The organism is Sporomusa sphaeroides DSM 2875 (assembly GCF_001941975.2).
GTDB classification, from domain to species: Bacteria; Bacillota; Negativicutes; order Sporomusales; family Sporomusaceae; genus Sporomusa; species Sporomusa sphaeroides.
Genome location: NZ_CP146991.1, coordinates 3,280,206 through 3,294,032, shown reverse-complemented (window position 1 = coordinate 3,294,032; position 13,827 = coordinate 3,280,206). Strand labels below are relative to the sequence as shown.

Annotated in this window: 13 protein-coding genes; 11 read left to right on the top strand and 2 right to left on the bottom strand. The window is 50.1% G+C overall.

Going from position 1 to position 13,827, the window contains the following annotated elements; genetic code table 11:
* Window positions 1-29: 29 nt before the first annotated feature.
* The 7 genes from SPSPH_RS15405 (at window position 30) to SPSPH_RS15375 (ending at window position 7,552) form a co-directional block, all read left to right on the top strand.
* Window positions 30-662, top strand: a complete 633-nt coding sequence (locus SPSPH_RS15405) for a cobalamin B12-binding domain-containing protein (RefSeq protein WP_075757348.1) — start codon at window positions 30-32, stop codon at window positions 660-662.
* 35 nt (window positions 663-697) lie between these two features.
* Window positions 698-1,492 carry a methyltetrahydrofolate cobalamin methyltransferase gene (locus tag SPSPH_RS15400; protein WP_075757349.1) on the top strand — a complete coding sequence of 265 codons (795 nt, stop codon included), beginning with the start codon at window positions 698-700 and terminating at the stop codon, window positions 1,490-1,492.
* A gap of 22 nt (window positions 1,493-1,514) precedes the next feature.
* Window positions 1,515-2,420, top strand: coding sequence for a 4-hydroxy-tetrahydrodipicolinate synthase (dapA, locus tag SPSPH_RS15395; RefSeq protein ID WP_075757350.1), 906 nt, complete (start codon window positions 1,515-1,517; stop codon window positions 2,418-2,420).
* A gap of 117 nt (window positions 2,421-2,537) precedes the next feature.
* Window positions 2,538-3,839: a lactate racemase domain-containing protein gene (locus tag SPSPH_RS15390; RefSeq protein WP_075757351.1), complete on the top strand. Its 1,302-nt coding sequence runs from the start codon at window positions 2,538-2,540 to the stop codon at window positions 3,837-3,839.
* Window positions 3,840-3,843: 4 nt separating this feature from the next.
* The gene (locus SPSPH_RS15385) at window positions 3,844-4,932 is read left to right on the top strand and encodes an iron-containing alcohol dehydrogenase family protein (RefSeq protein WP_083945681.1); all 1,089 of its coding nucleotides are present in this window, start codon (window positions 3,844-3,846) and stop codon (window positions 4,930-4,932) included.
* Window positions 4,933-5,073: 141 nt separating this feature from the next.
* Entirely contained in the window at window positions 5,074-6,444 is a 1,371-nt protein-coding gene (locus SPSPH_RS15380; RefSeq protein WP_075757352.1) for a hypothetical protein, read from the top strand.
* A 13-nt stretch (window positions 6,445-6,457) separates the two neighbouring features.
* On the top strand, window positions 6,458-7,552 hold the full coding sequence (locus SPSPH_RS15375; protein ID WP_075757353.1) for a DUF362 domain-containing protein: 1,095 nt from the start codon (window positions 6,458-6,460) through the stop codon (window positions 7,550-7,552).
* Between the two features lie 65 nt (window positions 7,553-7,617).
* Here the strand turns inward: SPSPH_RS15375 and SPSPH_RS15370 are convergent, their stop codons facing one another.
* Window positions 7,618-8,775: a glycerate kinase gene (locus tag SPSPH_RS15370; RefSeq protein ID WP_075757354.1), complete on the bottom strand. Its 1,158-nt coding sequence runs from the start codon at window positions 8,773-8,775 to the stop codon at window positions 7,618-7,620.
* 242 nt (window positions 8,776-9,017) lie between these two features.
* On the opposite strand from SPSPH_RS15370, the gene SPSPH_RS15365 reads away from it, so the two are divergent.
* On the top strand, window positions 9,018-10,178 hold the full coding sequence (locus tag SPSPH_RS15365; protein WP_075757355.1) for a CdaR family transcriptional regulator: 1,161 nt from the start codon (window positions 9,018-9,020) through the stop codon (window positions 10,176-10,178).
* Here the strand turns inward: SPSPH_RS15365 and SPSPH_RS15360 are convergent.
* The gene (locus SPSPH_RS15360; RefSeq protein ID WP_075757356.1) at window positions 10,175-10,759 is read right to left on the bottom strand and encodes a YueI family protein; all 585 of its coding nucleotides are present in this window, start codon (window positions 10,757-10,759) and stop codon (window positions 10,175-10,177) included. The genes SPSPH_RS15365 and SPSPH_RS15360 overlap by 4 nt on opposite strands.
* Window positions 10,760-10,918: 159 nt before the next feature.
* On the opposite strand from SPSPH_RS15360, the gene SPSPH_RS15355 reads away from it, so the two are divergent.
* From SPSPH_RS15355 to SPSPH_RS15345, 3 genes are all read left to right on the top strand, one after another.
* Window positions 10,919-11,653, top strand: coding sequence for a DUF169 domain-containing protein (locus SPSPH_RS15355; protein ID WP_075757357.1), 735 nt, complete (start codon window positions 10,919-10,921; stop codon window positions 11,651-11,653).
* A gap of 183 nt (window positions 11,654-11,836) precedes the next feature.
* On the top strand, window positions 11,837-12,952 hold the full coding sequence (locus SPSPH_RS15350; RefSeq protein ID WP_075757358.1) for an HD-GYP domain-containing protein: 1,116 nt from the start codon (window positions 11,837-11,839) through the stop codon (window positions 12,950-12,952).
* Between the two features lie 338 nt (window positions 12,953-13,290).
* On the top strand, window positions 13,291-13,587 hold the full coding sequence (locus SPSPH_RS15345; RefSeq protein ID WP_075757359.1) for a zinc-ribbon domain containing protein: 297 nt from the start codon (window positions 13,291-13,293) through the stop codon (window positions 13,585-13,587).
* The last annotated feature ends 240 nt before the right edge of the window (window positions 13,588-13,827 follow it).

Sequence of the window (13,827 nt, the reverse complement as noted above, 5' to 3'; positions counted from 1 at the left end):
AAAAGTGATAAATAATGGGGGAAGAAATTATGGAACAATTAATGAGTGCCATTCGCGAAGCCGTTTGGAACCACGATTCTAAAAAGGTTAAAGCCTTGGTAGAGCAAGCTGTGGCCGAGCAGGTTGATATTAATACAATTGTTAATGATGGTCTTGTCAGCGGCATGAATGCCTTGGGAGCAAAATTCAAATCAGGTGAGGTATTTATGCCGGAAATATTGGTCTCCGCCCGGGCCATGGGAGCCGGCATGGCGGTCATCAAACCGCTCCTGGCACAAGCCGGGATTAAGGAGAAAGGCATTTTCCTCATCGGTACAGTCAAAGAAGACCTGCATGATATCGGCAAGAACATTGTCAATGCTATTTTTGAAGGCTCCGGTTACAAGGTTGTTGATTTGGGCATTAATGTGCCGTCAGAAAAATTTATCGAAGCCATTGAAGAACACAAGCCGGATATTGTGGGGTTGTGTGCCTTGCTTACTACTACTATGGTAAATATGAAGGAAACGACAGCTGCTATCAAAAACAAGTTTCCTGGCACAAAAATTATTGTCGGCGGCGCTCCGATAACCCAAAACTTTGCTGATGAAATCGGCGCCGATGCCTATGCCCAGGATGCAGCCGTTGCTGTCGAAAAGGCTAATATGCTGATTGGCGCATAAGCTTCAACCATTGTTATGAAAGGGGATTTCTCGCCATGATCATTGTCGGGGAAAGAATTAATACCAGCCGCAAAGGTCTGGAACCGGCTGTTAAGAGCCGGGATGCCGCATTCATTCAGGCAGAGGCCGAAAGCCAGCTGAAGGCAGGCAGCACTTATATTGATGTAAATTGCGGCACACTGCTTGGCGATGAGCCGGAAGCCTTAAGCTGGCTTGTTCGGACAGTACAGGAAAAAACAGACGCTGCCTTATGCATCGACAGCCCTAATCCGGCAGCGTTGGCAGCGGCGCTGAAATTCCATAAAGGCAAAGCACTGATAAACTCTATCAGCGGCGAAAGCGGCCGCTATGAGCCGGTTGTGTCTTTAATCCAGGAGTATAAGGCCTCGGTTGTGGCTTTGGCTATGGATGATGCCGGGATGCCGTCAACAGTGAAAGACCGTCTGGCGGCAGCCGACAGGCTGATTACCCGCCTGACCAAAGACGGGGTTGCGGTGGAAGATATCTATATTGATCCGTTGATTCAGCCTATTTCAACAGACGGAACACAGGCAATGGCAGTTTTTGAAACCATTTCCACCATCATGAAAGCCTATCCCGGAATCCACACCATCTGCGGCTTGTCCAATGTTTCTTTTGGCTTGCCGGGACGGGGTCTCTTAAATCGTTCTTTCGTAATTATGTGTATTACCGCCGGCTTGGATGCGGTTATCTGCGACCCTTTGAATACCGAAATGATTAAAGCCATCTACGCTGCCGAAGCCTTAAGCGGCAGAGACGAGTTCTGCATGGAATATATTGATGCCTTCCGGGCCGGACGTCTGGCTTAGAGGGATACAGGGAGGATATAGCATGAGTAGCAAAACCAGCTTCAAACCCCAGGGAATTATTCCGGCGGTGGTTACACCGCTTACACCGGCAGGTAAATTTAATGAACAGGCAATGCGCCAGTTAATCAAGTACCTGATTGACGGCGGTGTACACGGCCTCTTCATTACCGGCACAACCGGAGAATTTTACGGGTTGACGCCGGAAGAAAAACGTGAGATTTTCCAGGTTACCTTAGATGAAACCAACGGCCGGATTCCTGTTTATGCCGGAACTAACGGGATTACCACCCGCGAGAGTGTCATGCTGACCCAACTGGCCGAAGAATGCAAGATCGATGCGGTTTCTGTTTTGACGCCGATGTTTATTACCCCCAGCCAGGACCAGTTATATACCCATTACCAAACCATTGCCGCTAATACCTCGCTGCCGGTATTGCTGTATAATAATCCGCCCAAAACCGGCGTTAATCTCACGGCGGCTACTGTGGCTAAGCTGGCTGACATTCCGAATATTGTCAGTATCAAAGACTCCAGCGGCGACCTTACGCTTACTGCCGAGTACATCCGCCTGACTCAGGGCCGTGAGGATTTTAACGTGCTTATGGGCCGCGACACATTGATATATGGAGCACTCTGCTATGGTGCGGCAGGTTCAATTGCCTCCTGCGCCAACGTGGCACCAAGGCTTTGCGCCGATATTTATGACAAATTCATGGCCGGTGACCTTAAAGGATCGCTTGAAGCTCAGTTTAGGTTAGCGCCGCTGCGCATTGCTTTCACTATTGGCACCTTCCCGGCGGTTATCAAGGAATCGCTGGCATTACTCGGTATCGATGCCGGACCTTGCATGGAACCGGTAGGCCCGATGACAACAGAGGAACGGGAAAAACTTCGCCAGGTGCTTATTGGCATGGGGCTGCTCAAGTAAATTAATTAGGAAAGGTCGCTTAGTTCACGCGGCGGTAATGCCGCGTGAGAGGCGGCCTTTGTTTGTCCTGGCAGAAAGTAGAGCTTTCTATAAACCATAGCAAAAGGCGGTGGAGAAATGTCAATTATTACAGAAATGCTGGAACAGGTAACTTTGCCCAAAATGGTTAAAATCAGGCAGAAGTTTCCGGCTGCCGAGCTTCAGGATGTGGCCCAAACGGTAAGGGAACAGCTTGCCAAACCGGAGATTGCCGGCCGCGTCAAAACCGGAATGCGGGTGGCCGTGGCTGTGGGCAGCCGGGGGATGACCGATATTTCATTAATTGCCCGGGTTGTTGTTGCAGAACTTAAAAGACTGGGAGCAGAGCCCTTTATTGTGCCTGCCATGGGCAGCCACGGGGGCGCTACGGCTGAGGGACAAAGCGCAGTGCTGGCCGGCCTGGGGGTTACCGCAGAGAGCGCCGGCTGTCCGATACTGTCGTCAATGGAGACGGTGGAATTAGGTGTAATAGAGAGCAGCGGCCTGCCGGTGTTAATAGATAAACATGCCTTTGAAGCCGATGGTATTGTGGTTATTAACCGCATCAAGGGGCACAATGCCTTCAGCGGAGCGGTGGAGAGCGGTCTGAGTAAGATGATTTCCATTGGCCTGGGCAAACAAAAAGGCGCCGATGCCTGCCATGCCTTTGGCTTTAAGCATATGGCCGAGCAGATTATTGCCATGGCTGAGATTAAATTAGCCAAAGCCAATTTCCTGTTTGGCGTTGGCACCGTAGAAAATGCCTATGACCGGATTACCAGGCTGGTGGCTGTACTGCCGGCAGACATTATCGCCACCGATAAAAGACTGTTGCCGGAAGCAAAGGCCAATCTGCCTAAGATTCTGTTTGAGCATATTGATGTGCTGGTGGTTGATCAGTTGGGCAAAGAGTTTTCCGGCGGCGGGATGGACGTGCACACCATCGGGCGGTCTTCTACCGATTATGCCCGCTCGGCAGTTGCTTCGCCGGAACGGCTGGTAGTCCTGGATGTTACCGACTACAGTCATGGGAATTGCTGTGGCATGGGTTTGGCAGACTTGGTGACAAGGCGGCTGTTTAACAAGATAGATTTTGAAGTTACTTATGCCAATGTCTTAACCTCAACAGGCACCCGTTCGGGGCGGATACCTTTGATTATGGACTCAGACCGCCTGGCGATTCAGGGGGCGGTGAAGACCTGCGGCGTTCCTGACAGCAAGCGGCTGCGGCTGGTGCGTATCCCCAATTCGCTGCACCTGGAAGAGATTTATATATCAGAATCCATGCTGCCGGAAGCCAAAGCCTGTGCCGATATCGACATTCTTACTCAACCCCGGGAGTGGACGTTTGACGCCGCCGGCAACCTTAACGACATCGGTTTTGCTAAAAAGGAGGGTTAATGTTATGGAAAAACACATGGAACGCCTGCCATTTCCTGCGAAAGTTTTTCGGGGACCGGGCGCGTTAAAGCATGTAGGCGATTTTTGCAGGACACAAGGTAAGAATGCCTTTATTTTGGGTGGAAAAACCGCATTGCTGAAAACAGAGGAACAGCTGGCAGCCTCGCTGACTGAAGCAGGTGTCAAAGTTGTTGCCACTGAATGGTATGGCGGCGAATGTACTATGGAAAATATCGAACATCTGGCAGGGGCGGCGGCAGCGCAAAAGGCCGATTTTATTATTGCAGTTGGCGGTGGCAAGGCACTTGACACCGCCAAAGCGGTTGCCGCTAAAAGCAAGCTGCCGGTAATTACGGTACCGACGATCGCGGCTACCTGCGCGGCTGCAACACCCCTTACGGTACTTTATAACAACAAAGGCGAATTTACCAGTAACCTGTTTTTAGCAGACTGTCCGGCTGCCATCGTTATTGATACAGCTATTATTCTGGCTACTCCGGTATCGTGGCTGATTGCCGGCATGGGGGATACGCTGGCGAAAATGTATGAACTGCGTGCCGCAGCCTCCTGCATGACACCCACAAGTTTAACAATATCGGCTGTGATGAATGGTCAAATCTGCTATGATATCATTAAGCGGTTTGGCGGTGAAGCCAGACAAGCGGTTGAAAGCCAAACCCTGTGCGGTGCTTTTGACTCCATTGTGGATGCCATTATTCTGGCTGCAGGTATTTCTTCCATCTTTGGCGGGGACAAGCTGCGTAATGCTGCGGCGCATGCCATTTATAACGGCTTTACTAAAATACCTGCGACCCATGCTGTTGCTCATGGTTCGATTGTCGGTTATGGCAATTTATGCTTGCTGGCATTGGAAGGCCGTGCAGATGCTGAAATTATAGAAGAAATTACACTGGCGCAAAATTGCGGGATTCCTACAACCTTAAAACAAATTGCCGATTTGTCGGACGATGAAATGCGGCTGGGTGCCGAGGCTTCCTGCAAGGCAGCGGCCATGTCCTGCATGCCTTTTCCTGTAACGGCCGAGATGGTGCTTGACGCTATACGGCGGGTGGATGCTCTGGCCGCACGTTAGTTTGGCTTACACTTATATTTAGCTAAGATATAGCCGGCCCCGGAGGTTTTTTCAGACAAAGCTGCACCGCTGACGCTTGACATATGCTGTATATTTAGTGATGCTATGGAGAAATTCTTTTGGGCGGGCGGGAGACGAGAAATGAAATTACTTTGTAAAATTGTGCTGTTGGCTTTGGCAGGTCTGCATCTTATCAAACCTTTTGTCACTATTGATCTATCGGCGGCAATATGTATTACAGCCGTTGTTGTTCTGCTTTCAGGCATGACCATGATGGGCAAAGGCTTTTTTAAAGCAACGCTGACTTTTCTGTTTATTGGCCTCGCGCTGCTATTTTATTTTGGACAGCCGCTGTCAATTTGGGCAGAGGCTGTTACTTCCATGACCAATGTTATTGCCATACTGGTAGTTATGCAGACCTTTTCCATACCCATAAAAATTGGCCAATATAATACCGCGCTGCAATATTGGCTCAATAAATCTGTCAGGGGGGAAGGACCGCTCTTCCTGCTGACCACTGCCGCTACCCATGTTTTTACCAGCTTTTTAATGTTCGGCGCTATTCCTGTGATGATTTCGCTTATGGAACATACGCTGAAAAAATCGGTGGGCAATTATCAGCGCTTTATGGCGGCAGCCGTGTCGCGCGGCTATGCGCTGGCCTCCTTATGGGCGCCTGGGGCCATTAATCTTTTTCTGGTGATTCAGGCAACCGGCGTAAGCTGGTCTGCCGTATTCGTACCCGGTGTGATATTAAGTTTTATTGGGATGGCTATATCGTATGGTATTGAGAGCAAGCTGCAGCTGAAAGCTGACGCTGTCCGGCCTGATGTGTCCGGGGCGCAAGGCCTGCCGGCTGAAAAACCGGCAGGGCGCAGAGTGCTCCATATATTTTTGGCAGTCGCCGGCCTGATAATGCTTACCCTGCTGTTTGACAGGCTGCATATTGGCGCCACCTATAACCGGATTATTTTAGCCGGTTTTGTGGTTATTTTCGCCTGGCTGTCCTGGCTTAGCCGTGAAGTCAGCATCACAGCGGCAGTTAAAAGTTACTGGCAGGAAGGTGTTCTCAAAACAGCCGACCTTGCGCCCTTTTTTATCGCGATGGGGATTTTCTCCACCGCTCTGGAGCACTCCGGCTTTATGGTACTATTGCAGGCCGCTTTGCAGCAGGCTGCCGGCGTCTTAGGTGTTTTCTCCATTGTCCTGGTGCCGCTGCTCATCATCCTTGCCGCAGTATTTGGGCTTCACCCGTTTATGACGATTGTCATGTTTGGCAAAATCCTCACCCTGCTTTCCCTGCCGGTTACTTCGCTTACCCTGGCGCTGTGTCTTGCCGTGGGCGGGTCAATTTCCTATATGGTCTCGCCGTTTGCCGGGTTAATTCTGACACTGGCAAAAATGATTAATGCCAAGGCGGAAGAGGTGGCGCTGCGTTGGAATTGGCAATTTTGTCTGGTATACTTTTTTGTAGGGATAGTATTTGCATATTATTGGGGACAGAACATGTAAAGGGGGAACGGGTATGATTAAGCAGGAGCTTCACGTAATATATGGCACCAATTACCGCCAGATGGTTAAAGACCTGCTGGCAAAAATGCAGCTGGCCGCCGGGCTTGACAGTCAGATGCAGGTGGCCATTAAGCCGAACTTAGTGGTTGCCAAGGAAGCCAGCCAGGGGGCAACCACCACCCCGGCTGTTATTGAAGGAATTATTGAGTACCTGCAGGCGAATGGCATACATAATATCAGCATTATGGAAGGCTCCTGGGTTGGCGATGATACCAAGCGGGCCTTCAGGGTCTGTGGGTATACCGATATTGCCCAAAAGTACGGCGTGCCTTTGTATGATTTGAAAGATGATGATTTTCTGGTGAAAAGAGTAGGGGAGCTGGAGCTAAAAGTCTGCAAGAAGCCGTTAACAGCGGATTTTCTGATCAATGTACCGGTGCTTAAGGCGCATTGCCAGACCCTGCTTACCTGTGCCCTGAAAAATCTAAAAGGCTGTATTCCGGACAGTGAAAAACGCCGGTTTCATCAAATGGGCCTGATGAAGCCTATTGCCTATTTGGGCAAAGCATTACCCCCGGGAATAACCATTGTTGATGCGATAGCCGGTGATCTTACTTTTGAGGAAGGCGGCAACCCGGTGCGGATGGATAGAATTATTGCCGGACGCGATCCGGTGTTGCTTGATGCCTATGCCGCCTGGCTGCTGGGGTATTCGCCGTCAGATATTGAATATATTGGTATTGCTGAGCGTATCGGTGCCGGTTCTGCTGATTTGGCCGGAGCCCAAATCATCGAGCACAACACCGAGCATAAGCAGGCAAGCCGGTTCCAGCCGGGCAACCGGGCCAAACAGCTGGCGCGGCATGTAATCGCGAAAGAAGCCTGTTCTGCCTGTTATGGCAGTTTGATCCATGCGCTGCAGCGGCTGGAGGATAACGGTACTCTCCGGTTGCTCAAGCAGCCTGTTTGTATTGGGCAAGGTTACCAGGGGCAGGCGGCAGCCGGCCTGGGCATCGGTCAGTGCCTGCGGCAGTGCGGCAGCTATGTACCCGGCTGTCCGCCGACCGCCAAGAGCATTGTTGACTTTCTCGAAAAACAGCTACGTTAACTAAATAGAAAAAAGCGGGTCGGCCTGATTGTGTCAGGCCGACCCGTTTGGCTTTATCCGAGGTGTTATCGTGACTGCCGGCTGTTCATTTTGCTGCCGGTAACCAGCAGGCGGCACAGCCTGCCTGTTGCGGCTTGCACCAGTGCGGCAGCCGAGCTTAGGCATTCATCAAGTGTCATGGGATGGGGAATAATGCTCATTATGCCATCAATACCGTGCGCTAAGACCTGCTCATGATCTTTGCCCAAACCGCCTGACAGGCAGACTGTGGGGACATTATGACGCTGGGCAATTTTGGCTACCCCGACAGGGGCTTTACCGAAGGCTGTCTGAAAATCGGTATTACCTTCGCCGGTAATAACCAAGGCGGCCTCTTTAACTATGTTTTCAAAACCGGTGGTTTCCAGCACAATTTCCACCCCGGGTTTAAGCTGGGCATTGGTAAAGAATAGCAGTCCGGCGCCTAATCCCCCGGCGGCTCCTGCTCCCGGCAGCTCGGCTATGTCCTTGCCGGTAGCGGTTTTGGCGATAATGGCAAACTGGTGAAGCGCGGCATCCAACTCGGCTACCATGGCCGGAGTAGCCCCTTTTTGCGGTCCGTATACGGCAGAAGCGCCTTTGGGCCCGCACAGCGGGTTATCCACATCGCACGCCACCATAATCGAGGCCTCGCTCAATCTGGCATCCAGGCCGGAGAGGTCGATAGCCGCCAAACCGGCAAGGGCGGCGCCGCCATACGGCAGTTCCTGCCCGGCGGCATCCCGGAATTTGGCGCCCAAAGCCTGGGCCATGCCGACACCGCCGTCATTGGTTGCGCTGCCGCCAATACCAATAATAAACTTTCTGATGCCTTGTTCCAGGGCGGCCTTAATCAGCTGGCCTGTACCAAACGTAGTGGTGATGCGCGGGTCCCGCTTTGCTTTAGGTACCAGCGGCAGGCCTGAGGCAGCCGCCATTTCAATGACTGCCGTTTCGCCGTCGCCTAACAGGCCCCAAAAAGCTGTTACCGCTTCACCTAAAGGCCCGGTTACCGTTTGCTGAATTATGCGGCCGTTGGTGGCTGTTACCAAGGCTTCTACGGTGCCTTCGCCACCGTCGGCGATAGGAACCTTATACACCTCGGCCTGCGGGAAGACAGAGAGGATTCCCTGTTCCATAGCTGTAGCCACAGCTACGGCCGAGAGGCTGCTTTTATAGGAATCGGGAGCTACGACAATACGCATTGAGCAATCACTCCTTAGTAAAATAACTATGTATCTTTATTGTACTGATAATTCCGACCTTTTTCAATTATCGGCATTTACTAACATTAGTGCCTTTTACCTGGCGCAAATTAGTGATTTTGTACAATGAAAGTGCAAAATAATCCCTATTATTGCCGATATTTATGTATAATATAAACAGTAGGCTGGTGCCCTGCCTGCGCTTTCAGGCAGAGACGGGCCACCAGGTGGGAGGCAAAGCTATGATTATCACGGCAGAATTAGCTCAGCACATTGTGGATAATATTATGCCGCTGGTCCAGCAAAATATCAATATTATGGATAGTGCCGGCGTGATTGTCGGGTCCGGCCAAAAGAGCCGGCTCAATACTTATCATCAAGGTGCGATGGAGGTTATCCGCAGCGGGCAGGTTGTAGAAATATTTCCTGAGGATATGGAGCGTTATCCCGGGGCGCTTCCTGGTTTAAACTGGCCCATTGTTCTCGGCAGCCAGGTGGTTGGTGCGGTGGGGGTTTCCGGCCATCCCGACAAGGTGCGCAATACCACCAAGCTAGTAAAAATGGTCACAGAACTCATTTTGGAGCGGGAAAACCTGGTGGAGGAATTCAGAGCCAATCTTCAGCTCAGGGAACAATTCATGCAGCATGTTTTGTCAGACCGCTATCAGGACAATGCCATAGCAAAAACAGCAAAATTGTTGCGCTTTAGCCTAAACCTGCCGCGGCTGGTGGCGGTTGTTTCTGTTGGCCTCATCATCCGGGATGCATGTAATCAGTATGGAGTGCATGATTTGGTAGCGCTTAGGACAAGGGAAACACTCGCCCAACTGCTGGAGCATTCCTCGCTGCTCGATTCCCAGGACCTGTTTGTTTTTTTTGAAGATGAATTGGTTATTCTCAAACAATTCCCGGCAGATGCCGGCGAGGCTGAGTTTTACCAATGGGGCTCAGCCATACTTTCACTGCTTGGCGGCCCGCAGCAGCAAGGTTTGCGTATGGGGCTGGGGAGCTTTACCGGCTCGCCGGCAGAACTTCATGAGTCTTACAAGGAGGCCCTATTCTCGCAAAATAATAAAATGGACGGCACTGCTGTTGCTTCCATTTATGATTTTGATATACTTGTCGATTATCTTATCAAGGAGCCGGGCGCTATTCATTCTTGTCTGGCGTTGAAGAAATTGAAAGACCTCATACTGGCACAGCTTGACCGCAAATATGATATGCGCAATACTGTCAATGCCCTGCTGGATAATAACCTGAACGTGTCAAGCGCGGCTAAGGCATTATTTGTCCATCGCAACACCCTGGTTTTCCGTTTGGAAAAACTAAAAGAACTGACAGGGTTGTGTCCCAGTCAGTCCTTAAATCATGCAATGCTTTGCCGGATACTATTCAGTTATTAATCCTGATGGGCCGGGCAGCGTTCGCCGGTGAGCCTGTCCAGCCAGGTAAGCCCGGAATAGTTTATTGCTTCACGCGGGTCGAGACTGAGAATGCTGTTTAAGCAGGTTTCACAAATTTTTTTGCCGGCGCTGGCAATGAGTTTTTCGGAAACCCCTAATTTTTGCAGCCGCAGCCGGCGGTCGTCGACAGCAATATCCTGCAGGTCTACTGCCTCGCTGCCTGCTACAACAAGGCCTGCCGCCCGGGCACAATCAGCATCGGCAACCATGGTGTAGGCTTTGTTCTTTTCTCTGGCCAGCGTTTGGTATTTGTTGGTATAATAAGCAGCCAGGCTGCTGTTGATAATCAGTTTTTGAAATTTCTCATGCTCCAGGGCTTCGGCAATTTCCGGATAAAGGGCAGCTTCTTTCACCTGGTCCTGGGTAAGGAAAGCAATGACCTGTTCTCTGAATACCCCTAAATAAGCCTGCTTTTCTTCCTTCTTTATTTCCGGTCCGCCATGCAGGCCTGCAAGAAGGGTTTGCTCCAAGGCGTCTTTCTGGTTCCAGACTTGACAGATTTTGTTGGTATCATTCAGCATGCTGCGCACCTCACTCTTTGTATATATGTAGTACAGGTTATATTATGCCCTAATTGGTCGAAAAAAGGAAGTCAATATTTGTGGGGCCGCGGCAGGAGAATAAGGTTCAATCGCCAATTAATATATTGAATATTCTAATAAAAAGAAAGGGGTGTTCGTATGCGCAGTGAAATTGCGGAGCGGTTAAAACTTAGATATGCGCCGGTAGCCATTCTTTTTACCAATGAAAAGCCGGAAAAGGCTTTGGAGTTTGCGGAGGGGCGCTGGGGGTGTGCGGCGGCCATGTTAACTGCTGCCGCCAAAGGGCGGCAGGCGGTGTTTAGCCGCAGCACCTTTGGCTGTCCGGGTGGTAGTGTTGGCTTAGGTTTAGGCAATATGTATCCGAATTTCCCGGGCGGTTTTGAATATTTTTTGTCAATTGGCAAAGAGGGGTACCGGGAAGGCGAGGCTTACAAAAAGACGCCGGAACTGGCGGAAAGTTTTGTCGAAGCCTTGCCTATTCAGGAGATACCTGAACAATATGTTGTTTTTAAGCCGCTTGCCGAGGCAACTGCCGAGGAACCCCGGGTGGTTGTCTTCTACGCCAACCCGGATCAGTTGTCGGCATTGGTGGTATTGGCCAATTATGGACGTCCGGGCAATGACAATGTAATGATCCCTTTTGGGGCAGGCTGTCAGAGCACCTGCCTGATTCCCTGGAATGAAGCTTCGCAGGAACGGCCCAGAGCTGTGGTGGGCATGACCGATATTTCGGCCCGTCCGGTTATTGATGCCGATTTGTTGTCCTTCAGCGTTCCTTTCTGTATGTTCAAGGAAATGGAAGCCAACGTAGCAGGCAGCTTCCTCGACAAGCATGCCTGGGAAAAAGTAGTTAAACGCATTCCGGCAAAGTAGCTCTATTTTGCAAGTTATGATGCCCTGACCGGGCTCACCGGCAGGGCATCAACTATTAAAATTTAACAGATATATTGAAATTTTTTGTAAGTTGGCTAATAATAGGAAGTAAGTGCTATTTATATAGAGAGCTTTAACAAGCAAGATTGAACTGGAATCAATGTCTCAAGAGGAGCGATTTATATGGCTGAAAGTTATACTATTATAAAATGTTCTGTCCACCAACTCCGTCCGGGCTTCGAACTGGGGGAATCGGTATTTTCACCTGACGGCAGCGGCTTGCTTCATGCGGGCACCATACTTACAGAAAGGCAAATTGCCCGGATTCTCAATTATGGGCTTGATTCTGTTCGCATTCGCCAAACGGTTCTGACGCCGGAGGCGGCACCAGAGCCGGCAGCAGAGGCATATTGTGAACCAGATATGGCTGCCGGTGTATCGGAGCAGGAAAACGAATTTTCCGGCCTCTATAGCCGCTGTGTGCAGGATATGAAAAAATGCTTTACCCTTATCAGACTGGAAAGGCACCTGGATTACGCTTTGCTGGATACCCTTGTTGACTCGGTGGCTCGTCTGGCCTCCCGCGGCATTGCCGCTACGGCTTTGCTGCACACGCTAACCCGCACGGAGGATTATTTGGTTCATCATTCTGTCAATGTTGGTATCTTAGCTCATATTATCGGTGAGTTAAGCGGTGTTTTTAGTTTAATCCAGCAGCGCAACCTGATTTTGGCAGGTATTCTTCATGATATCGGCAAGCTGGAAGTGTCGTCCAAGGTATTGTATAAAAATGGCGCACTGACAGAGGACGAGTTAGCTGCCGTGCGTCAGCATCCGGCGATAGCCTTTAAATTTTTCAGCCGGTATAAAGAAATTCCGGAAAGTGTTCGTTTTGGGGTCCTGCAGCATCATGAGCGTGATGATGGCTCAGGCTACCCGCTGCATACCAATGCCGCCAAAAATCATCCTATTGCCAAGGTGCTTGGTATTGCCGATGTATATGATGCCATGACTTCAAAAAAAACCTACGGGCAGGAAATATCGCCCTTTGCCGCTATTGACACCATCCAGGCCGATATGTTCGCCGGCAAGTTTTCGCCGGATTACAGCACACCGTTTTTGCATGAATTGTGTCAGACGCTTATCTGCAGATATGTAACACTCAGCGATGGACGTACCGGGCAGCTGGTTTTTTGGAACCGGAGCGGCAAAGAAAACTGTTTAGTCCGGTTTTCTGACGGGAAAATACTGGATGTCAGTCAGCAGCCTGGCCTGAAAATAGCCAAATTGGTATGCTAATGGTAATATTAATCTGAAAATATCTGCTTGCTTTTTTTCTTATGGAATTCTATAATTTAAGATAAGAACCAATTTGCTTAGGTCTGTGGTTGAAAGTCGATGCCAGTCGCAGGCGAAACGACCCACGTAAGAAGCCCAAAGCGGCTTTGAGCATGGTGCGGCTTAGAGGTAAGTCCTGCCGGTCCGTAAAACAACAGTTACATATATTTTGATCGAGAGAAGCAGTAGTGAGGGGATTGAGTTCCTAGTAGCGACCCTTCCTGCAGGCGAGTGTGGGGTCAAAGACCAGGTCGGCTAAGCAGTGGTTTTTAAATTCATAAGGTGAGGGGATTTCGTTAATGGCTTTTCAGGACAAAACTCTTAAGTGCAAGGACTGTGAAAAGGACTTTGTTTTTACAGCTGGGGAGCAGGAGTTTTATGCGGAAAAAGGTTTTGAAAATGAACCTGCTCGTTGTCGTGAATGTCGGGGTAACAGAAGACGCAGCCGTGATGGCGGTGAAGGACAGACAGCTCCCAGGGAAATGCATGAAGCGGTATGTGCCGAATGCGGTGTAACCACCCAAGTTCCATTTAAACCTCGCAATGATCGTCCGATTTATTGCCGTGACTGCTTTATCGCCCAAAAAGGGCAATAATACATATACATGCAGTAACAGCCCGGGATTTGATTCCGGGCTTCTTGCGTTCCCCTGATGAAGCTACACTACGCGCCGGAGCTGAACGGCTTTGTACCTGATTTTGTATACAATTTGACTTCCTGTTTAACCTGATAGGACAACGAAAGGTTGCGCATGTATACATTATCAAACTACTTGTGTAATTATGCATTGAATTGTATAATTACTAGTAATCTGCCAAGTCTGATGCAGGTCTGG

What these genes read in the sequence shown, in the direction of transcription:
- SPSPH_RS15405 (WP_075757348.1), top strand. Translation starts at nt 30, where the DNA reads ATGGAACAATTAATGAGTGCCATTCGCGAAGCCGTTTGGAACCACGAT.
- SPSPH_RS15400 (WP_075757349.1), top strand. Translation starts at nt 698, where the DNA reads ATGATCATTGTCGGGGAAAGAATTAATACCAGCCGCAAAGGTCTGGAA.
- dapA (WP_075757350.1), top strand. Translation starts at nt 1,515, where the DNA reads ATGAGTAGCAAAACCAGCTTCAAACCCCAGGGAATTATTCCGGCGGTG.
- SPSPH_RS15390 (WP_075757351.1), top strand. Translation starts at nt 2,538, where the DNA reads ATGTCAATTATTACAGAAATGCTGGAACAGGTAACTTTGCCCAAAATG.
- SPSPH_RS15385 (WP_083945681.1), top strand. Translation starts at nt 3,844, where the DNA reads ATGGAAAAACACATGGAACGCCTGCCATTTCCTGCGAAAGTTTTTCGG.
- SPSPH_RS15380 (WP_075757352.1), top strand. Translation starts at nt 5,074, where the DNA reads ATGAAATTACTTTGTAAAATTGTGCTGTTGGCTTTGGCAGGTCTGCAT.
- SPSPH_RS15375 (WP_075757353.1), top strand. Translation starts at nt 6,458, where the DNA reads ATGATTAAGCAGGAGCTTCACGTAATATATGGCACCAATTACCGCCAG.
- SPSPH_RS15370 (WP_075757354.1), bottom strand. Translation starts at nt 8,775, where the DNA reads ATGCGTATTGTCGTAGCTCCCGATTCCTATAAAAGCAGCCTCTCGGCC.
- SPSPH_RS15365 (WP_075757355.1), top strand. Translation starts at nt 9,018, where the DNA reads ATGATTATCACGGCAGAATTAGCTCAGCACATTGTGGATAATATTATG.
- SPSPH_RS15360 (WP_075757356.1), bottom strand. Translation starts at nt 10,759, where the DNA reads ATGCTGAATGATACCAACAAAATCTGTCAAGTCTGGAACCAGAAAGAC.
- SPSPH_RS15355 (WP_075757357.1), top strand. Translation starts at nt 10,919, where the DNA reads ATGCGCAGTGAAATTGCGGAGCGGTTAAAACTTAGATATGCGCCGGTA.
- SPSPH_RS15350 (WP_075757358.1), top strand. Translation starts at nt 11,837, where the DNA reads ATGGCTGAAAGTTATACTATTATAAAATGTTCTGTCCACCAACTCCGT.
- SPSPH_RS15345 (WP_075757359.1), top strand. Translation starts at nt 13,291, where the DNA reads ATGGCTTTTCAGGACAAAACTCTTAAGTGCAAGGACTGTGAAAAGGAC.